Genomic DNA, 20645 nt, shown 5'->3' on the forward strand with positions numbered 1-20645 from the left:
AAGAAACCCCGCAGTTCGTTTTTCACACCCCTGCTTGCCAATTTTTCTTACAGGCGTAAACTTTACATCTGTAAGAAAAATGAAGAGCGAAAGGAAACCCCGCTGTGTCTACCACCCTGGCACCCACCGCCGAGGATGCACGAGCCGCCGACCCGCGTCCGGCCCGCTCCCGCGCAGCCCTCATCGACGCAGCCACCGAGGCCCTGGGCACCGGCGACCCCGGCAACCTCAACATCACCGCCCTCGTCAAGGCCGCAGGGGTCAGCCGCCCCACCTTCTACCAGCACTTCACCGACGTGCACGAGCTCATTCACGCCGCGGCTCTCACCAAGCTCAGCGCCGCCTTCGACGCCTTACTGCCCACCGACCCCGCCGCGTCCGTCGCTGTCTTTACCAGCGAGGTCAGCACCAACCTACTCAAGCAGCTGCAGGTCGACGCGGATTTCTACCGCAACGTGCTGGCTATCTCGGGCAACTCCTCCCTGGTCGCCGAACTCATCGACTTCCTCAGCCACCGTTTTCTCAGCCGACCGGCCGTTGCCGAACGTTTCATCACCAAGAACCCCGATCTAACCAGCGACTACACCCAGTTCGTTGCTGCCGGAGTTGCCTGGCTGGCCGTCCGCTGGCTGGCCACCGACTTCACCGGCGAAAACACCGCAGAAGCCACCGGCGAGCGCCTGGCCCAGATGATGCGGGCAGCTATCTCCTAGCCCGCCCCCTTTGACTTATACTGACCCTACGATCTGAAAGCAGGTGAAATCCCGTGCCCTCAACACGCGCTAAACGCCCCAAACTGCACCCGCATCGCTTCAGCCCCATGAAGTACCTGGTGCTGCTGGCCGTCATTATCATCCCCTCGATTTACTCAGGCATTCTAACCTGGGCTAACTATGACCCCACGGGCACCATCGACGCCGTTCCGGCTGCCATTGTGAACGAAGATTCACCGGCAACAACCTCCACCGGCAGCACCCTTAACCTGGGTCAAGACCTCACCGACGAGCTGCTGAGCAACGACAGCAAACAGAATTTTGACTGGTCGACCATGAGCGCCGGCGAAGCGCAGACCAAGCTCGAAAACGGTGACATCCAGGCTATTTTGACGATTCCGTCTGACTTCTCTGCGAACGTCGCGTCAGTGTCTGAAAACGATGCGGCGGCAGCCCAGACCGCCAAGCTAAATATCACCACCAATGACGGTTCAAATATCATCTCGGGCAATATCGCCAGCTCCCTGGGTACGGCGGTCACCGATACCCTAGCCAGCAAGGTATCAACCGAGTACCTCAACAATATTTACGCAGGCTTCACCGATATCCATGACTCCCTGGGGCAGGCGGCGGACGGTGCCAGCCAGCTCGCCGATGGCTCCACCAGCGCCAAGGATGGCTCGAATGAGCTGGTGGTTGGCCTGAACGATTTGAAGTCCGGTACGAGCGAGTTGAGCTCGGGCGCGACCTCTTTGGCGGACGGTGCGACCCAGGTTAATGATGGCGCAACCTCCCTCGCCTCGGGTGCAGCGTCCCTGTCGGACGGCGCAACCCAGGTGAACGACGGAGCCTCATCTCTCGCATCCGGTGCAGCCCAGGCCAAGGACGGAGCCTTCTCCCTGGCGTCCGGCGCAACCCAGGTGAACGACGGCGCCTTCTCCCTGGCGTCCGGCGCAACCCAGGTGAACGACGGAGCCTCATCTCTCGCGTCCGGTGCAACCCAGGTCAAGGACGGCGCGTCCTCCCTGGCGTCCGGCGCAACCCGGGTCAATGATGGGGCGACCTCCCTGGCGGACGGTGCCGACAGAGCCGCCAGCGGAGCCGCAACCCTCGCCAACGGCCTGAACCAGATCAACGACGGCGTCTCTGCCCTACCCTCCCAGCTACCGGCCCTCACCGACGGAACGGGCTCCCTGGCGTCCGGCGCGAACAGCCTCGCTACCGGCGCTCAGAGCCTTGAGGACGCCGCCGGGCAGCTCGCCACTGGAAGCACCGCCGTCTCTGACGGCGCCGACACCGCGGTCAAGGGTGCACAGGCCCTTGCCGACGGGGCGCAGGCTCTCCATACCGCCACCGGCACCCTCGCATCTGGCGCGGGTGACCTGGCCAGCAGCTCCCAGCAGCTCATCGATAACTGGGGTTCCCTCAGTGACGCTCAAAAGCTTGCCGCGCTCCAACAGATTCACGACGGCGCCACCACCCTCTCTGAGGGTGCGAGCGCAGTGGATACCGCATCGGGCGACCTCTCTACCGGTGCGACCTCGCTCGTCGGCAACGAATCGGGCGGGTTGACTAAGCTTGCCGCCGGCGCTGCCGCTCTTGAAAGCGGAGCCGGGCAGCTCGCCTCTGGTGCGACCTCCCTCTCTGACGGGGCCGACGCCCTGGCCGATGGGGCTGCCACCCTCAATGACAAGGCCGGTTCTATGGCGGGCGGGTTGAGCTCTCTGGCCACTGCAATTTCTCAGGCTAATGATGGCGCCTCTGCCCTGGCAGATGGTACGGGCACTTTGGCTTCTGGAGCGCACAGCCTCGCGGATGGAACCAGCACCCTGGCTACCGGCGCGGGGACGCTCGCTGACGGTGCGGGCACACTGGCGGACGGTGCGGGGGCACTCGCTGATGGAACCAGCACCCTGGCTTCGGGTGCAGGAACCCTGGCTAACGGAACCAGCACTCTGGCTTCGGGTGCGGGAACCCTGGCTGACGGAACCAGCACCCTGGCCTCCGGCGCAGAAACCCTCGCAGGTGGAACCAGCACCCTGGCGTCCGGTGCGAATGACCTCGCCACCGGTGCAGGCACCCTGGCCGACGGCACCAACTCCCTGGCGTCCGGCGCAGGAACACTTGCCAGCGGCGCCGCAACCCTCGATGAGGGGGCCGGCTCAGCCGTGGACGGGGCGTCCTCCCTGGCCAGCGGTCTGGGCGAGCTAGAGGACGGCAACACCCAGCTAGCGACCTCCCTGGGGGAGGCCGTGGGGCAGGTTCCCAGCTATACCACCAACCAGGCCAGTGAACTCAGCGCGGTCACCAGCGACCCCGTCACCATTGAGAAAACCCGCCTGAATGAGGTGGCCACCTACGGCCACGGCCTGGCCCCCTACTTCATGACCCTGGGCCTGTGGGTCGGTGCTATCGCCTACTTCATGATGTACCCGGCGATCTCCAGCAAGTTCGCCCGTGGCGGCCACTCCGGCCTGCGGACCCTGCGCGGGGCCCTGGTGCCGGTACTCTTCATGGGTATTCTGCAGGGAACCGTCATGTCGCTCATCATCCACTACTGGGTGGGCATTGAAGAGGTGAACTTCTGGGGCCTGACCGGCTTCGCTATTCTGACCTCTATCACCTTCCTGGCTATCAACCAGGCCCTCATCGCCCTGCTGGATGCCCCCGGCCGTTTCATCGCCCTGATTCTGACCGTGGTTCAAATCGGTGCGGCGGGTGGCACCTACCCGATTGAGACGGCCCCGGCCTTCCTGCAGGCTATCCACCCCTGGCTGCCGCTGACTCACGCTCTGGAGGCTTTCCGCTCCCTGATTGCCGGTGGCTCCATCGGTATTGCAGCGGGTATCGTCTGGCTGCTGGGCTGGATTGCCCTGGCTGTTGCGGGCACTGCCCTGAGCATCTGGATCCGCCACCGCCGCGAGGACAAGGCCGAGGCCGAGCGTCAGGCCCGACGCGCCGCCCTAGCTGGCGCCTAAGCGCCGCCCGACGCCGTCGTCCGTCCTTCTGCGAACTGCGGGGTTTCTTTCGAACTGCGGTGATTCTATCCGCATCTCGAAAGGAACCCCGCAGTTCACTTCTATCCGCCGCACCTGCCGGGGCAGGCCGGGGGTGGGGCTGAACCTATAGGATAGAGAAGTCCCTGCCGTTACCTTCCACCGTCGAAAGAGGAAACATGGGCTACTTTGATACCGTGCAGCCCCTGGCTACTGCCCCTGCCCCGCTGACGGACGACCGCGTCCTTGAAGCCCTCAACCGCTTAGAGCTGAACCCTGAACTTGACGAGGCAGGCACCGCCGTCGTGCATTTTGCGCGGGGTTACCTCTACTACACCCTCACGGAGCTTCCCACCGGTTGCCTTTTTAGTGTCCGGGGCAGTTATCGGGGCACCTTCCCCCTGGATATGGCGGGGCCGCTGGCTGAGTTCACCAACTACTGGAACCAGCAGAATCTCTTCCCCAAGGTCCTTGTTCATGCGGTGCGTGAGGGGGATCAGGGTGGGTTCCTGGTGCTCCCCACCGAGCTGTCCATGGTTTATGCAGGTGGGGTGACCAACAACCAGCTTGAGGAGCACCTGAAAGCAGCGGTGCAGACCTCCCTGGAATACTTTGACGCAGTGGCCGCAGCCTTCGGCGACGAGGGGGAATAGGCGCATGTCAGAGCGGTTTAAGGTTGATTTGGGTGGCCTGGTTGAGCTTCTGTCAAAGAACCTTTACTCCGGGCCGCAGGTCTACCTGCGTGAGGCCATTCAAAACGGGGTGGACGCTATCACCGCCCGCCGGGAGCTTGACCCCCAGGCGCCGGAGCGCGTCGTCCTTGACCCCTGGGAGGACGGCAGCGGCGTCACCATTACCGACACCGGGGTGGGTTTGACAGCCGAGCAGGCTGAAGAGTTCCTGGCCACGATTGGCCGCACCTCCAAGCGGGATGAGGTGCTGAACGAGGGCCGGGCTGAGTACCTGGGCCAGTTCGGTATTGGCCTGCTGGCCTGCTTCCTCATTGCTGACCAGATTGAGGTGACCTCCCTGAGCGCCCGGCCCGGCTCCTCTCCGGTGCGGTGGGTGGGCCACGCCGACGGCACCTTTGAGGTGAAAGAGCTGGCCCCCCAGCAGGACGGCACCGGCCCCGGCACCGAGGTTGGCACCACTATCCGCCTCAAGGCCCGCCGCGACGCTGAGCACTGGGTGGCTGAAGAAACCATCTTGACCCTGGCTAGGGACTACGCTGACATGCTGCCGGTAGAGGTGTCGGTCATGGTCACGGCAGGCAGCCGCCGCGTGCCCCGCCGGATCTCCCACCATACCCTGCCCTGGGCGGCGTCCGGAACCGAACCCGGCCAGCCCAACCAGCACGAACGCGCCCTGGCCCTGGCAACCTACGCCGACAAAACCCTGGGGCTAAACCCCCTGGCCACCATTGACCTGGACGTACCGGCTACCGGCACCAGCGGGGTCGCCTACGTCCTGCCCCAGGCGGTGTCACCCGGCTCTGGCCGCCACCGCGTCTACGTCAAGAACATGCTGGTCAATACCCGTGAAGACACCCTCCTGCCCGACTGGGCCTTCTTCGTGCGGGCCGTCGTCAACTCCGAGGCCCTGACCCCCACGGCTTCCCGCGAGCAGCTGCGGGAGGATGAAATCCTCCTGCTGACCCGCGAAGCTATCGGCGACCAGCTCAAAGCCTGGATTACCGCCACCCTGGCCGAACCCAGCCCCGAAAGCCTGCGCTTTATCGAGACTCACTCCCTGGCCCTACGCGCCGTCGCCCTCGCCAGCGATGACATGCTCGACGTCGTAGCCCGCGCCCTGCCCTTTGAAACCACCGGCGGGCCAGCAACCCTCGCTGACGTGGCCGAACAGGCCGGTCGTATCCTCTACACCCCCACCACCGAGGCCTACCGGCGGATTGCCCCGGTTGCCCGCGCCCAGGGGCTCTGGGTCGTCAACGGCGGCTACGTCTACGACGCTGACCTCCTCGCTAAGCTGGCTACCCGCCCGTCCTGGGAGGTCGCTGAGCTCACCAGCTCTGACGTCTCCCAGACCCTCACCCCGGTCGATATGGCCCGTGAGTTCGAGGTGTTGGCCGGGCTGGACCGGGCCCGCGCCGTCCTGGCTGAGCACGACTGCGGCGTTCTCTTGCGGGCCTTTGATCCGGCCGACGTGCCCGCCGTCCTCCTCCGCGACGCCGAGGCGGAACGGGCCCGCGACCTGGCCACCGAAGCTGAAGCTGCCGACGACGTCTTTAGCGGCCTGCTCGGGGCCTTCACCGAGGAGCGGGCAGAGCCGACCCGCACCCTGGTGCTCAACGACACCAACGATAACGTTCGCCGCCTGCTCCACCAGCCCCACAACCCTGCCTTCGAACCGGGGCTCACCACCCTCTACCTCTCGGCCCTCATGCTGGCCGGGGAGGGCCTGCACGGGGCTGAAACCCGCCTCCTCAGCGACAGCCTCGCTACCCTACTCGACAGCGCCCTCCGCGCAGAATCCTAGAACTACAAGGGAGAACACTGTGTGGTCCATTGACGAAGCCCACCAGAAAATTGACACCGTGCGCGGTATGCCCCTGGGTACCGCCCGTACCGCCGCTGCCGAACACATCGTCCGCACCCTCGAAAAGGAAGGCCCGGCCCCGGCCCTCCCCGCCGCCTATCTGGCCCTGATCGAGGCCTACGTCTTTGGGCAGCCCAGCCCGGCCTCCTTTGCCGTCTTCTCTAAGCTCCTGCGCCTGTGGGATGCCCACCCTGAATACTTTGATGCCGAAACCACCAACGTGCTCTTCTGGCAGTTCAAGTGGATCGCCGGTGACATGGCCGCCTACCCCCAGATTTCCCAGGCCCAGGCCCGGGGCCTGCTCGACGAAATGCGTCGACGCTACCGCCTAGCCGGGCTGGGGGACACCGCCCCCGACCGGGCCGAATACATGTGGGCAGCCCACCTGGGCCGCGACGAGGAGGCAGAAGAATGGCGGGCCCGCTGGCTCTCCCACGGGGAGGACGAGATGGACTGCGGCTCCTGCAAGCACGGCGGGATCCTGCGCGACTACGTTTCTGACGGGGACTTTGAGCGGGCTGTTGAGATGGGCCCGCCCACCGAGGACCTCTGCAACCGGGAGCCGTCCTCGTCCCACCGACAGCTGGCGATCGCCTACCTGCACCTGGGCCGGGGAGAGGAGGCTGGGCGGCACCTCCTGCGGGCCCAGGCCACCTCTGACCAGTACGACCCGGACGACCTGGGGGTTGAGTTTGAGATCCTGGCCCGCGGCGGCCTGCTGGAGCGGGCCTTTGCCCTGCTGGCTGAGCAGGGGCGACGGGCCCTGGCCCTGGGCGGGGACCCCGGCGATAACCGGAACTTCTTGCGCTACCTTGTTGCAGGCCTGGCCTGGGCTTTAGAGGAGCACGGGGATATGCCCACCGGCCTGCCGCCCTACCGGGCCCAGGGAAAGGGGCCGGGTGGAAGCCAGAAAAACAACCCGAAAACCGATGTTTCACGTGAAACCCTACGGGAGCTCTACGACTGGGCCCTGACCGAAGCCCGCCCCCTATCAGAGGCCTTTGACCGCCGGGCCGAGAACACCCGCTTCACCGAGAACCTCGACGACGCCACCGGGGCCCCAGCCCTGGCCCCCCTGGTCCTTCCCAGCGGGGCAGGTGGCCCTGGCACCAGCGCCGCCCCCGCGCCGTCCTCACCCCAGCCCCTCACCGGGGGCGCGGCCGTCCTTTCAGAACCCGCCGACCCTGTACTCGCCGAGGCCGAAAACCTGCTGGGGGCCGGGGATTTTGCCGGGGCTTTCACCCTGCTGGCAGGGCAGGACGCCGACCCGGCCTACCTGGTAGAGACGGTGCGGCTCTGGTGCCTGGCTGCCGAAAAAACCGGGCGACTCGATGAGGTAGTGGACGCCGCCTCCCTGGCCCTGGAACGGGCCGAACAGGCCCTCACGGTGACTGACTCTGGCCCGCAAAACCAGGCGAGCCTGCTTCTCTTTTTGACGGCCCAGGAGCTGACCGGGCGCCTCATTGCGGCCGGCGACCCCGCAGGAGAACCGGTGGAGGCCCTGCTGGGGGAGCTTGCCACCACCTACCTTGAGCTGGGCTCCCCGCGCCGGGCCGGGGCCCTGCGCGTCCTCATCGGCGAGGTGGAGCAGGAGCGGGGCAACTTTGAGGCCGCGATCCAGGCTTTTCTGACCGCCCGGGACATCTTCAAGGACGCCCACCTGCCCACTTCAGCGGCCGCCGCCCTGGACTCAGCCCTGGAAACCCTGCGGGCCACCGGCCAGGAACACCGCGTCGAAGCCCTGCTGGCTGAGCTCATGGAGCCCTAACACTGACCTACCACCGACATAACCTGACTGAAGAACTACTAGCAGGGTTCTACCATATCTCTCAACCATCAGGTTATTCGCACTATCTGATATGTACTGGGCACCCCTTATGAGCAATCCTCTTTCTGAGCCTAAATTTTATTTTGGCGATAAATTTCTACGTCTTGACCTTAACAAATACTTCCATCTATTTTATTGATGAAAACTTTTCTCTCATCATCATATTCCAATAAAGGAAAATAGATAGTATCTATAGTGTAATCCCAAAATTCAATAACCTGTTTAGGGTGGACAGCAAGGTATTCATCCGTATAGAGGTCAGCCTCCCCCCAACTTGCACTGGGGGAAACACCCAAGATGTGAGGGGCATTAGGGCCACCTTCCACTAAGAGAATGTAACCATCATGGACAACTTCTCCGGGAGAGACATCAGAATCCACCCCTTCCTGAGAGTAAGGGTTTGCCGATATTTTTTCCCGTATTGCTCCCATCTGCCCCATGGTCTGGGGGTAAAGATTATAGAGCCTGGTTCTTTTAGGTGCACAGATAATCCAGGGGGCCACAGATTTTTCTGTCTCACGATAGACCTGACAGTATTTCTCTGCCTTCTGGTAGCTGGAATATACAGCTGCAACTGATACATCCCCAAAAGGGATATGCAAAACTATGTAGATAAAATCTGAAATATCAGTAGTCGCAGTTTTCATTTTTTCGCCGCCTGCACAACAGTTCTTATGGTCTTTCCATTAATAGTCACTTCACCATGGGTTATTTGTTGAAATTTTGACTTATTAGAGTTTTTACACCACCATTCCAAATTCTTTAGTTCCATAGAGCTGATTTTATAACCAACCTGGGGATTTATCGGTCATCTTCTTATAACTCAAGTCTCCCTAAGCCACCCAAACCCCACTGCGGGCGCGCAGACCTAGGGTGAGGGCGCGGGCGCCCATGTACCACAGGGCGTAGGAGCACCACAGCAGCAGGTAGGCCAGGGTCGGGCCACCGAACAGACCGCCCCAGGAGGTGCCCCCGGCAAGCGGGGCGGGAGCGTCCGCACCGGCACCGAACCAGAGGTACAGACCAGCCAGCACCGGCAGGTAGGCCACCAGGGTGAAGAGCCCCGCCAGACCCAGATAGCGGACGTCCTGGGCACCGATGAGCACGCCGTCCAGAATGAAAACGTAGGCCGCCAGGGGCTGGCCCACCGCCAGCACCAGCAACGACAGGGCAAAGAGGCGCTGCACCTCGGGGTCGGGGGTAAAGACCCAGGCCAGGCCAAACCCGACCGCCGGGCAAACCAGGGCCGTAACCAGGCCAAAGGCCAGGCTCCACCGCACCAGGCGGTTTTTGAGCTGAACCACAGCGCCCTGCCCCTGCCGGGTTGAAAGATCCTGCGCACCCATCTCCTTACCCAGCAGGGCCTGGGCGGCAATGGCCAGGGCGTCCAGGGCGAAAGCCAGCAGGTTAAAGAAAGCCATCGTCAGCTGGTAGGCGGCCAGGTTTTTCTCCCCCTGGCTGGTCACAACAAAGACAGTAGCCAGCAAGGCAAGGCGCAGGCAGGCGGCCCGCACCATCAGCCAGGCCCCCACCCTAAAGACCGCCTTAAGACCGGCGAGGTCGGGCAGCCAGATCCGGCGGGCTGAGCTGCCGGGTAAGGACGCCCCCGCCCCGGCTTGGGTGCGGGTTTTACCGATAACAGCCCAGGTCAGCACCAGGGCCATGCCCCACTGCACCACCGCCGTCGCCACCGCCGAGCCAGCCACACCCCAGCCTGCCGGGTAGACCAGGGCCCAGCTCAGCGGCACATTGAGGGCAGCGCCGGTGGTAGCAACGTAGAGGGGGGTTGTGGCGTCCTGGAACCCGCGCAGGGCACCGGTCGCCGCCAGCACCAGGAGCATGCCGGGCAGGCCCGCCAGGGAGGGCAGCAGGTAGGCGGTGGCATGGGTCAGGACGTCCCCGCCCGCCCCCAGCACCCGCAGCAGGGGGTCGGCGGTCAGGGCCAGCAGGGCTGCGAAGAAAAGGCCCAGGCCAGCCGCCACCCACAGGCCATTGCGGGCGGCAGCGAAAGCGCTGGGGGTATCGCCTGCCCCCACGGCCCGGGCCACCGCCGGGGTGGTGGAGTAGGCCAGAAAAACCATGAAGCCCACCAGGGTCTGCACCACGGTTGAACCCAGCGTCAGACCAGCCAGCGGGGCGCTCCCTAGGTGGCCCACGATGGCAGAATCGGCCAGCACCAGCAGGGGCTCAGCGATGAGGGCACCAAAGGCGGGCACCGCCAGGGCAAGAATCTGGCGGTTAAGCGAAGGCTGCCGGGACGAAGAAGACGGTGTGGAGGGCATAAAACCACCCTACCGGCATCCTGGCGGACGGACCGCTAGGGGCGGGTCATAATGTAGGTTTTACGGCCGGCGAATTCGTCAGTGCTGGCAATAGTGAAGCCCTCTTTTTCATAGAAGCGAATGGCGCGGGCGTTGGTGGTGAGCACCTCAAGTTCGGCTGGTCCTGCGTCCAGAATCTGGCCGAGCAGGGCCTGGGCGACCCCGGTACCAAAAGCCTCAGGATGCAGGTAAAGCATTTCAAGTTTCTGCACGTCGTAGGGCATTTGGGAGGCAAAGGCCAGGCCCAACAGGGGGGAGGTTTCAGGTGGTGCCGCCAGGGCGGTACCCCCAGCGGCGAGCAGGGCTGAGTCCTCCTCAAGGGCGGCAGGTGATTCAGCCAAGGTGGGTAGGGCTAGGGCCGGACGGGCCGCAACCAGGGCGCGACGACGCTGGCCTAGTCGGGGTTGGACGTCCTCCCCAGTGCCTCCTGTCCCGTCAATCCATTCGGCGAAGCCGGTGGCGCGAGCCTGAAGTTGAGCGTCCTGTTTAGCAAACATTTCGGGGGTGAAGGTGCCAGCGTAGGCCTCCCGCCACGACACCATCCGTAGCTTCTCCCACTCCAGGGCCTCCTCAGGCAGGGGTGGGCGAATCTCGTAATTCATGATTCTCCTTGTGCCCCGGCCCTGTGCGAGTGAAGCGAGGGACAGCCGGGTCTACTTAGGGCAATGATACTCCTGCACCTCCTTGTAACTAAAGGGACCACACTGTGAATTTAGGCAGGCAGGCCCAAATGTTGCCCTGACAAGGAGATTTTAGCTGAGGGGCAGGTAGTAGGTGTAGTCGTGGCCGACGATTTCAGGGGTGAGCTGAAAATCCCGGGTGCCGTAGCGGGTGAAGCCGTTCTTTTCGTAGAACTTCTGGGCCCGAATGTTGTCTTCGTGGGTTGCCAGGTGCAGGGCAGTTTTGCCGAGGGTGCGGGCCAGGGCCTGGGTTGCTGCGAGTAGGTCGGCGGCCAAGCTGGTTCCCCGGGTTTCGGGGCGCAGGTAGAACTTGCTGAGGTAGATAGCTTCCCCGGGGACGGACTCGGGCTGGGGTTCTTGCTGGTCGAGGGCGGTGTAGCCAACGAGGTGGCCGTCGGAATCCTGGGCAACGGTGATTGCCCAGACTCCGGGGCGCAGGTATCGGCCAAAGGCTTTGTCGGTGAGCTGGGTAGCGATGAACTCTTGGACGGCTTCAACCGGAATGACGGGTGGGGCGGCGTCGGGGAAGGTCGCAGCGGCAAGCTGAGCGAGGGCGGCGGCGTCGCTACTGGTGGCGGGGCGGATTGTGTAGGTCATGCTTATTCCTTTTCATAGCCGCGGAGTTTGTTGAGGGCGCGGCGTTCAGTTTTGGTGGGGCGGCCGGTTCCGCGGTCACGTTTGGGCAGGACGCCGCTGGTGAGGTAGGCGGGCTTGGGGGCTGAGATGTCCTCGTAGCAGGTGACGGCAATGGGGGCACCGACGCGTTTGGCGATGGTTTTTCGGACGATCAGGACGCGTTCCCACCCGGGATAGCGGACGGTGACGGTGTCGCCGGGTTTGATTTTTTGGGAGGGTTTGGTGTGGTCGCCGTTGAGTCTGATGTGCCCGGCCTTGACTTCGGTGGAGGCGAGGGAGCGGGTTTTGAAGACGCGCACGGCCCAGAGCCAGGCGTCCAGCCGGACGGGCACCTGGGGCTCTGTCTGGGGGCTCTCTACTGGGGAGGTCATGTTTCTAGGCTACCGTGCCTCATGAGCCCACCTGCACTGTCACGAGTTCGTCCCAGTGGGTGGTCGCCCGGGGGGAGAGCATGGCCCGTTTCATCTGCCATTCTGGTGGGCGGGCTAGCCCGGCGTAGCCCAGGCCCAGGGAGCCTTCCCCGCAGTGTTCCTGCACCCGGGCTAGGAGCCCGGCGATATCGCGGGATTCGTGACGGTACTCCAACCCTATGAGGGGCTCCTGCCCTCCTGACGGCCGCAGGTCGGTGAGCATAATGCCCGCCCGGGCGTAGGAGACGGTCGAGAAATCGACCTGCCCTAGAAGCTGGTGGGCGGCCCTGGTGAGAATGACGGGGTCGGACGTATACCCCGGCAGGCGCACCTGCAGGGCGGGGTGGTGCTGTTGCCCGCCCCCGAACACTGCCGTTCCGCAGAAGGCGGTGAGCAGGCCAGCTAGCTGGCCGTGCCGGGCTAGCCGGGAGGCGGCCTTTTGGGCGTAGATGCTAAGCACCTGGCGTAAAGAATCCTGGTCTGCCACCGGCTGGGAGAAGGCCCGGGAGTAAATCAGCTGGTCTTTGAAGCGGCGCTGCTCTTCAAGGTCGAGGGCCGGAATTTCTTGTAATTCCAAAACTGTACGCATGAGGACGACCGAGAACTTCTTGCGGATGACATCCGGCCGAACAGCAGCTAAATCAGCAATCGAGACGATGCCCATGCCAGCTAGTTTCTTGGTGGTTTGCCCTCCTATACCCCAGACTTCTGAGACCGGCAGGGCTGCCAGCAGGGCGTCCTTGCGTTCAGGGGGCAGGGCCCCCCAGACGCACACCCCGCCCAAGGCAGGTATTTTCTTGGCAGTTTTATTGGCCAGCTTGGCGAGGGTTTTCGTGGACGCCACGCCGACGCAGACGGGTACGCCTACGGTACGGGCCAGTTCAGCCTTAATACTGCGGGCAAAAGGACGCGCCCGGTCAGGTTCCAGGGGCACGGTGAGGAAGGCTTCGTCAATGGAATACTGCTCGAAGTCAGCGGCGCGGGCGGCCAGCACCCGCATCACCCGCGCTGAGATTTCCCCGTAGAGCTCGTAGTTAGACGACCGCGCAATGACGCCCTGGGTTCGGGCCCGGTGCTCAATCATGAACCAGGGATCGCCCATGTGGTAACCCAGGGCCTTGGCCTCGGCCGAGAGGGCCACTACGCAGCCGTCATTGTTTGAGAGCACCACCACCGGGCGCCCCTCAAGCCGAGGGTCAAAAATTCGTTCGCACGAGACATAGCAGGAATTGATATCAACGTGAACAATCTGCCTTCCGCTCATGGATCCTCCTTTCACTGAATCTGGCCGAGCACAACCCGCTGGACCCTCCCCAACCCCGCGCCCTTTTCTACACCTTGTGCAGGCAGCGGGTGACGACCCCGAAAATCATGAAGTCTGATTCAGCCGGAATGGGAATGGGCGGGTAGTCGGAGTTTTCGGGGAGCAACCAACCAGCCCCCGAACGGTCAATGTGGAAGCGTTTGACGGTAAATTCACCGTCGATAGCCGCCACAACAACAGACCCCTCAGTGGGGCGCCGGGCGCGGTCGACGATGATTTCGTCGCCGTCAGCGATACCCGCGTCGATCATGGACGAACCCGTCACCCGCAAAATGTAGGTGGAGTTGCGGTCAGCTATAAGCACCTCGTTGAGGTCGATGTGGGTGGCCGAATAATCTTGGGCAGGCGAGGGGAAACCCGCTGGGATTCTGGTGGGGCTGGTGCGTAGAGGCCAGGGCGCCCCGGGGTGCAGCTGGCCTACGAGTACGGCTTTCATGCTTTAAATATAGTACAAAGTTTCGATTTTTGTGCGAATATATGTTCTAGAGACAAGCAATCTTCGCAGGGGTTCACCTTCTGCACTATGCACCATTATTTAAGAGGCCACTTTTCATTATTTAAGTCTGACCGACCATTTCCCCTTGTGAAACCTATATTCCTTCGAGTCGCCGCAGAAGATTATTTAATTTCTGGCCCAACATTATTTTAGTGGGAGGCCCCTTCTACCCCTGAGACACCCCTGGGCTACCCTGCTTTTTCTCCCGTACACTGGTGCCCATGATGACCCCTGTTGCGCCTGCCATTCCCACCGATTCCTGCTCCCTGCCGGTCGATGAAAACCTGCCGGGCACCGCCGCCCGCGAGACACTCTGGGTTCTGCTGGAACACCCCGGCGGCTGGGGCCGCGACATTCTCGATGGCACCGTCTTTGGCCCCGATCTCTCCACCGCCCTCAAGGAGAAGATGGCGCAGCTCGGTGCCCGCCTACTCCTGATCCGCCAGCCCGGCCGTGAGGGGCAAAAAATCAAGGACGCCGGTGCCCGCCGTCGTGCCCTTCTAGCCGCCACCGGGGGCCGGGATTTTTCACCCGCCCGGCTCTACTCCTTTGAGGTAACCGGCGCAGAGGATTTACTCTCCCTCCCCCTCGAAACCCCTGAAAACATACCCGGGGCAGTTGTTTCACGTGAAACATTGACCCTGGTCTGCACCCACTCCAAGCGTGACCGCTGCTGCGCGGTGCGGGGCCGCCCCATCGCGTCCTTTCTGGCAGAGCAACTCGCGGACGGCAGCGTCTGGGAGTGCTCCCACACCGGCGGGCACCGCTTCGCCCCGGTTGCCATCAGCCTACCCACCGGCTACACCTACGGGCGTCTGACCTTTGAGCAGGCCCTCACCCTGGCCCAGGAGGCCCAAGCCGGCCAGGTAGAACTCACTGGCCTGCGCGGACGCTCCTCCCACTCCCCCATGGAGCAGGTAGCCGAGGTAGCCGTCCGCACCCTCCTTGCCGACGTCGGCGAGCGCCCCGGCCCCGACGACCTGAACCCCGGTGAAATGACCGCCACTGAGCCTGACCTGTATGCCGCCCACGTCGCCCACCGCGACGGCCGCTTCTGGGTGGCAACTGCCCGCCGCACCGAGTTAGCGCCGCGTCCGGCGTCCTGCGGTAAGGACGACGCCCCCGCCTTCAGCTGGGAGGTCGTCAGCCTCGTTCAGGGGACCGCTTAAACGAAATGCGGGGTTTCTTTCGAACTGCGGATAGAATCACCGCATTTCGAAAGAAACCCCGCAACTCGCGAAGCCTCGTTGGCCTAGACGACGCCGCTTGCCCCCAGCAGGGAGCCCACAGCGAAGGTAACGGCCAGGGCCAGGGCGCCACCGACGACGACGCGCAGAGCCGCCTTGCCGTAGTGCGGGGAGCCACCCCACCGAGCGCCCAGCGACCCGGTGACAGCCAGGGCGATCAGCACACCGGCGAAGGTCACCGGAATACGAATCGACTCGGGGAAAACCAGAATCAGCAGGGTGGGTAGCAGGGCGCCGACCAGGAAGGCACCGGCTGACGCGAAGGCCGCTGACCAGGGGGAGGGAATATCCTCATCGTCGATACCCAGCTCGAAGTGCAGGTGGGTTTTGAGGGCGTTCTTCTCGGTCATTTCGATAGCCGCCTTGCGGGCGGTTTCCGGGGAGATGCCGCGCTCTTCTAGGATTTCGGTCAGCTCATCCAGCTCATGCTCGGGCATGTCGCGCAGTTCAGCCTTTTCCTTGGCAATCAGGGCTTCCTGGCTGTCTACCTGGGAGGAGACTGAAACGTACTCACCCAGGGCCATAGAAATGGCACCACCGACCACGGCGGCCGCTGCGGCCACGCCAATAGCCGAGGTGCTGGTAGTTGCACCGGCAACACCGACCACAGTGGCGGCCACCGAAACAATACCGTCATTAGCGCCGAGGACGGCGGCCCGTAGGCGGTTCAGTTTCTCTTGGTAGGCACCGCCCATGTCGTGGGCTTCACCGGTGTGGGAGTGGGGTGCGGTTTCCTTCGCTTGGTTCGTCATGCCTTTACTCTAGACCGGCTCGCGGGTGCTTTCTAGCGAGTACCCAGTTACCCCATGTTCGGCGGGGCTTAACCGGCGGGTGAGGCTAGGCTGGGCTACCTAGAGGCGGTCGAGGAACTCGCCCATGGCCCGGTAGGCGGCTGTGCGGGCGGGTTCGGGTGAGAGGAAGACGTCGTGGGTGGCTCCTTCGATAACCCGGCTGGTGACGTGCTTTCCCAACCCCGGGGACCAGCGGCGGATGCCCTGCACGTTGAGGACGGCGTCGAAGTCGTGGCGGTCGGTGGGGTTTTTGAGTGTGCCGGAGCGGGCTGAGGTGAGCACCAGGACGGGGGCCTGGATATCGAGGCCGCGCTGGAGTTGCCGGTGGGCCCGGCGTACTGCCGCTAGCCAGCCTGCGTAGATGGGCGGGAAGTTGAGGGTTTTCCAGTCGGTGTTGAACTGCCAGGTGCCTGCGTGGTCGGCATGGAGGGAGCGGGCGTAGGCGTCTGCCTGCTCCTTTTGCACAATCGCGCGGGGCTTGAGGCGGGCGAGCGCGGTGACGGCGCTGGTCATGAGGGCGCGTTCGAGGGGGTTGTTGAAGTGGTCAAGCCAGGGGGAATTGAGGACGAGGGCGGTCAGCTCGGGCGGGGCGGTGCGGTCAGCCCAGAGGGAGGCGATGAGCCCGCCGGTGGAGTGGGCCATGAGGATGACCTGCCGGTGGCCGTCGCGGCCGGTGATGAGTTGCCAGGCAGCTGAAAGGTCATCGAAGTAGTCGTTGAGGTTTTCGGTGTAGTTGGGGGTTTGGCCCGGACGCAGGGAGCGGCCGTATTTGCGCAGGTCAAGGGCGTAGAAGTCGTGGCCGCGCTCAGCCCACCAGTCGCCGAGGTCTTTTTGGAAGAAGTAGTCTACGAAGCCGTGGAGGTAGAGAACGGCGGGCTTGCCTGCCCCGTCTTGCCCCTGCGCGGACGACGGTAGCTGGGGAGCCGCGTCCGCCCCGCTGATATCTGCGGGCCGGTGGACGAGGGTGGCGACGAGGGGGCCTTCTGTGTCGTGGCCCAGGTCGATGGTTTCGGCGGTGTAGGGGGCACCGAGAATGTCTGGCTGTGTCATAAAACCCACTATACTCTCGCGCGCATTTTCGTATTACGATATTTATATGGAAACTATCAACGGCACCCCGGTAACAGAAGAGCAGATTCAAGCCTGGGCTGACGAGGCTGAAGCAGGCTACGCAGTAGAAAAATTTAAGAAACGCGGACGCCCAAGCCTCGGGAGCGCTCCTGCATCGGTCATTCCCGTCCGTATGGAGGAGGAGCTCCTTGCAGCCCTCTTACATAAGGCTGAGGTTGAGCATCTTAACCGTTCAGAAGCTATCCGTGCCGCCGTGTTGGCCTGGGTGAATACATGATTTCGGTTCCACCGTTCAGCTCTCAAACATGGAATGTAGAGGCATAGAGCCATTCACCGCTAACATTCTTATAGAAGTGATACCCGCAACACCCCGCAGGTATCTCATGCAAAAGACCCCTTGCTCCTCTTCTTAGATTTATAAGGACACCACCCATGACCTACACCGTTAGCGACTACCTGCTTGACCGTCTTGTTTCCCTGGGCGCTACCGATATTTTCGGTGTGCCCGGCGACTTTAACCTGCAGTTCCTTGACCATGTGATTGCCCACGAGCAGCTGACTTGGGTAGGTAACGCGAATGAGCTCAACGCCGGGTATGCGGCGGACGGTTACGCCCGCGTGGGCGGTATTGGTGCCCTGGTGACCACCTACGGGGTGGGTGAGCTTTCCGCTATTAACGCAACGGCCGGCTCCTACGCCGAGCACGTTCCCGTCCTGCATATTGTGGGTGCCCCGTCCAAGGACGCCCAGGCCGCCCACCTGACCATGCACCACACCCTGGGCGACGGCGACTTCACCCACTTTATTCGTATGGCCTCTGAGGTGTCCTGCGCGGTTGCTAACCTTGAACACGCCACCGCTACCGCCGAGATCGACCGCGTGCTGCGCGAGATGATGATTCAGAAGCGCCCCGGCTACATTCTGCTGGCAACCGACGTTGCGCGGGTGGAGGTGGCCCCGCCGTCCGGCCCCTTGGACGTCCCCGTTGCCCTCTCCTCCCCCGGTGCCCTGGAGAGTTTCCGTGCCGACCTGGCCGAGGTGCTGGCGGGCAAGCAGACCACGGTGCTTGCTGATCTTTTGGTTCACCGCATGGGTGCGCAGGCTAACCTGACCGAGATGCTGGCGGCAACCGGCCTGCCTTATGCCACCCTGATGTGGGGTAAGACCCTGGTGGACGAGTCCAAGCCGGCTTTTGCTGGTATTTACGCCGGGGTGGTGTCGTCGGCCCGCACCAAGGACGCCGTGGAGCAGGCAGAAGCTCTGATCTGCGCGGGCGTGACCTTCACCGACACCACGACCGCCGGTTTCTCCCAGAACCTGCCCGAGAATACCGTCTTTTTGGGTGCCCAGACCGCCAAGATTGGCCGCAAGACCTACGCCCCGCTGACCCTCGATACCGCCCTTGACCTGGTGCGGGAGGTCGCCCTTGAGGTAGGCGCAGCCCCCAAGGAGCTACTGCCCTGGGATGAAGAAACCCACGAAGACATCGACATGGAGGCCCCGCTGACCCAGGACGTCCTCTGGTCCCTGCTCTCCCGCGAGCTGTCCCCGGGCAACATTGTGGTGGCTGACCAGGGCACCTCCTTCTTCGGCATGGCCTCCCGCCGTTTCCCCGAGAATTCCATGTTTATCGGCCAGCCCCTGTGGGGTTCAATCGGCTATACCCTGCCTGCCATGCTGGGGGCTGCTATTGCAGACCGCCAGGCGCGTGGCGTCCTGCTCATTGGTGACGGCTCAGCCCAGCTGACCTTCCAGGAGATCGGCACCATGCTGGAGCAGAAAATTAACCCGGTGGTGGTGCTAATTAATAATGACGGCTACACGGTGGAACGCGCTATTCACGGCGCTACCCAGCCCTACAACGATATTCGTAGCTACAACTGGCAGCTGATCCCGGCAGCTCTGGGTGCGACCGAGGACGATGTGCTCATGCTGCGCGTGACCACCGCCGCCGAGCTGTTGGAGGCGACCGCCCTGACCCAGACCACCCGTGACAAGCTGGTGTTCCTGGAGGTCATGATGGGTAAGGACGACGTGCCCGCCCTGCTGGCTGACGTCGCCGCCGCGCTCACCCGCGCCAACTCCTAGCCCCTGTTGCCCCCGCTGTGTCACGACGTCCGGGCCTCCAGTGGCCGCCCGCAGGCGTCGTGACGGGGGCGGGACGGGCTGCCCCAGGACGGAATTTTGGTAGCGTAGGATAGGGAATTTTGGTAGCGTAGGATAGGGAATTTTGGTAGCGTAGGATAGGGAATTTTGGTAGCGTAGAGAGCGGAATATTCGGATTATGGCCTTGTCAGACGGAATATCACCATATCTGCACAGGACGCTCGACCGCGAGCTCTCCTTCCTCATGCCTTACGCTTCCGCTATTGCGATTGATGGCCCCAAGGGTGTTGGCAAAACAGGCACAGCCAGCCGCCATGCAGACACTATTTTTTACCTTGATCAGGTAGAACAGCAGAACATTATGCGGGCTGATCCCTCATTCACAGCGGCACCAGCCGGTTCCTTACTCTTTGATGAGTGGCAGTATGTTCCAGAGGTGTGGAACTCGGTGCGTCGTCAGGTTGATCAGGGCGCTCCCCCGGGGCGTTTTTTGCTCACGGGTAGTGTCTCCCCTCTTGCAGGTGTTGACACCCACAGCGGGGCGGGGCGCATTCTGAGCCTGCGCATGCGTCCTCTGACTTACTATGAACGCTATCGTCCGCACGCACCTGTGAGTCTCTCAGAACTCCTGCTTGGGGAGGGCGACCCCGTCGCGGGCCAAACGACTCAGGCAACGCTTGAGGACTACTTCACCGCAATTGTCAGTAGCGGTTTCCCCGGCATTTTCCAGGCCCCGGAGCAGATTCGCCGGCGTCTGCTTGACGCCTACCTCCAGCGCGTCATCGACAAGGATTTACCCGACTCAGGGTATGCAGTAAGACGCCCTGAAACCTTCCGCCGCTGGCTCACCGCCTATGCGGCGGCAAGTTCTACCACCACAAGTTATTCTCGAATTCTCGACGCAACGAGTGCAGGTGACGGTAGCCAGCCTGCCAAGACAACTACCGCAATGTACCGGGATTTTTTGATGAAGTTGTGGCTCCTTGACCCGGTGCCTGGATGGGTTCCGGTCAATAATGAGTTCACGAAGCTCGCGGTTGCCCCTAAGCACCAGTTGGCAGACCCTGCCCTGGCTGCGCGACTTCTGGGCTTAGGAGCACGGGGGCTGGCAACAGCGCAGGGGGCTCATATGGCTGGGCCCCTCTTCGAATCGTTGGTCACCCTCAGTGTACGCACTGCTGCCCAGGCTGCTGAGGCTACGGTGAGTCACCTGCGCACGCCCAAGGGGGATAGGGAGGTTGATTTGATTGTTCAGGGGCCCGAGGGGCAGGTTCTGGGTATTGAGGTGAAGTTGACCGCGAGCGTTACGGACGCGGACGTCCGCCACCTCCTGTGGTTGCGGGAGAAGGCAGGGGGTGCGGTAACGAACCTGGTGGTGGTGACAACTGGCTCTCAGGCTTACCGCCGTCAGGACGGCGTAGCGGTAGTCCCGCTGGCCCTTTTAGCTGAGTAACGTCCGGGCCCCAGGCG

At 63.0% G+C, this 20645-nt stretch carries 18 protein-coding genes; 9 read left to right on the forward strand and 9 right to left on the reverse strand.

From position 1 onward, the window contains the following. Positions 1-104: 104 nt before the first annotated feature. From L7A15_RS07715 to L7A15_RS07735, 5 genes are all read left to right on the forward strand, one after another. A complete protein-coding gene (locus L7A15_RS07715) occupies positions 105-713 on the forward strand; it encodes a TetR/AcrR family transcriptional regulator (protein ID WP_237208546.1) in 609 nt (202 codons plus the stop codon). A 53-nt stretch (positions 714-766) separates the two neighbouring features. Beyond that, complete coding sequence (locus L7A15_RS07720; protein WP_237212392.1) at positions 767-3691, forward strand: YhgE/Pip domain-containing protein; 2925 nt, start codon at positions 767-769, stop codon at positions 3689-3691. A gap of 197 nt (positions 3692-3888) precedes the next feature. Next, positions 3889-4362 (forward strand): YbjN domain-containing protein, encoded by a 474-nt coding sequence (locus L7A15_RS07725; RefSeq protein WP_237208548.1) that lies wholly within the window; start codon positions 3889-3891, stop codon positions 4360-4362. A gap of 4 nt (positions 4363-4366) precedes the next feature. Continuing rightward, entirely contained in the window at positions 4367-6205 is a 1839-nt protein-coding gene (locus L7A15_RS07730) for an HSP90 family protein (protein ID WP_237208549.1), read from the forward strand. Positions 6206-6224: 19 nt separating this feature from the next. Continuing rightward, complete coding sequence (locus L7A15_RS07735; protein ID WP_237208550.1) at positions 6225-8033, forward strand: soluble NSF attachment family protein; 1809 nt, start codon at positions 6225-6227, stop codon at positions 8031-8033. A 170-nt stretch (positions 8034-8203) separates the two neighbouring features. Here L7A15_RS07735 and L7A15_RS07740 read toward each other — a convergent pair whose 3' ends face one another. From L7A15_RS07740 to L7A15_RS07770, 7 genes are all read right to left on the reverse strand, one after another. After that, on the reverse strand, positions 8204-8740 hold the full coding sequence (locus L7A15_RS07740; protein ID WP_237208551.1) for a hypothetical protein: 537 nt from the start codon (positions 8738-8740) through the stop codon (positions 8204-8206). A gap of 186 nt (positions 8741-8926) precedes the next feature. Beyond that, positions 8927-10375: an MATE family efflux transporter gene (locus tag L7A15_RS07745; RefSeq protein WP_237208552.1), complete on the reverse strand. Its 1449-nt coding sequence runs from the start codon at positions 10373-10375 to the stop codon at positions 8927-8929. A gap of 35 nt (positions 10376-10410) precedes the next feature. Then, the gene (locus L7A15_RS07750) at positions 10411-11016 is read right to left on the reverse strand and encodes a GNAT family N-acetyltransferase (RefSeq protein WP_237208553.1); all 606 of its coding nucleotides are present in this window, start codon (positions 11014-11016) and stop codon (positions 10411-10413) included. Between the two features lie 150 nt (positions 11017-11166). After that, positions 11167-11691 (reverse strand): GNAT family N-acetyltransferase, encoded by a 525-nt coding sequence (locus L7A15_RS07755; RefSeq protein ID WP_237208554.1) that lies wholly within the window; start codon positions 11689-11691, stop codon positions 11167-11169. Positions 11692-11693: 2 nt separating this feature from the next. Then, complete coding sequence (locus L7A15_RS07760) at positions 11694-12101, reverse strand: RNA-binding S4 domain-containing protein (protein WP_237201148.1); 408 nt, start codon at positions 12099-12101, stop codon at positions 11694-11696. 19 nt (positions 12102-12120) lie between these two features. Further along, positions 12121-13404: a Y-family DNA polymerase gene (locus L7A15_RS07765; RefSeq protein ID WP_237208555.1), complete on the reverse strand. Its 1284-nt coding sequence runs from the start codon at positions 13402-13404 to the stop codon at positions 12121-12123. Positions 13405-13471: 67 nt separating this feature from the next. Further along, the gene (locus L7A15_RS07770; RefSeq protein WP_237208556.1) at positions 13472-13900 is read right to left on the reverse strand and encodes a LexA family protein; all 429 of its coding nucleotides are present in this window, start codon (positions 13898-13900) and stop codon (positions 13472-13474) included. A 281-nt stretch (positions 13901-14181) separates the two neighbouring features. Between L7A15_RS07770 and L7A15_RS07775 the strand changes: the two genes are divergently transcribed. Then, the gene (locus L7A15_RS07775; RefSeq protein ID WP_237208557.1) at positions 14182-15129 is read left to right on the forward strand and encodes a sucrase ferredoxin; all 948 of its coding nucleotides are present in this window, start codon (positions 14182-14184) and stop codon (positions 15127-15129) included. A gap of 83 nt (positions 15130-15212) precedes the next feature. Here the strand turns inward: L7A15_RS07775 and L7A15_RS07780 are convergent, their stop codons facing one another. Together L7A15_RS07780 and L7A15_RS07785 are read right to left on the reverse strand one after the other, a co-directional pair. Then, positions 15213-15959, reverse strand: coding sequence for a VIT1/CCC1 transporter family protein (locus L7A15_RS07780; protein WP_423816873.1), 747 nt, complete (start codon positions 15957-15959; stop codon positions 15213-15215). A 99-nt stretch (positions 15960-16058) separates the two neighbouring features. Next, on the reverse strand, positions 16059-17048 hold the full coding sequence (locus L7A15_RS07785) for an alpha/beta hydrolase (protein WP_237189276.1): 990 nt from the start codon (positions 17046-17048) through the stop codon (positions 16059-16061). A 46-nt stretch (positions 17049-17094) separates the two neighbouring features. Between L7A15_RS07785 and L7A15_RS07790 the strand changes: the two genes are divergently transcribed. The 3 genes from L7A15_RS07790 (at position 17095) to L7A15_RS07800 (ending at position 20628) form a co-directional block, all read left to right on the forward strand. Further along, positions 17095-17346, forward strand: a complete 252-nt coding sequence (locus tag L7A15_RS07790; protein ID WP_237189275.1) for a ribbon-helix-helix protein, CopG family — start codon at positions 17095-17097, stop codon at positions 17344-17346. A gap of 155 nt (positions 17347-17501) precedes the next feature. Continuing rightward, positions 17502-19157 (forward strand): alpha-keto acid decarboxylase family protein, encoded by a 1656-nt coding sequence (locus L7A15_RS07795; RefSeq protein WP_237208558.1) that lies wholly within the window; start codon positions 17502-17504, stop codon positions 19155-19157. Positions 19158-19353: 196 nt separating this feature from the next. After that, the gene (locus tag L7A15_RS07800; protein WP_237208559.1) at positions 19354-20628 is read left to right on the forward strand and encodes an ATP-binding protein; all 1275 of its coding nucleotides are present in this window, start codon (positions 19354-19356) and stop codon (positions 20626-20628) included. Positions 20629-20645: the final 17 nt, after the last annotated feature.

It is taken from the genome of Rothia nasimurium (assembly GCF_928391935.1).
Classification (GTDB): domain Bacteria; phylum Actinomycetota; class Actinomycetes; order Actinomycetales; family Micrococcaceae; genus Rothia; species Rothia nasimurium_D.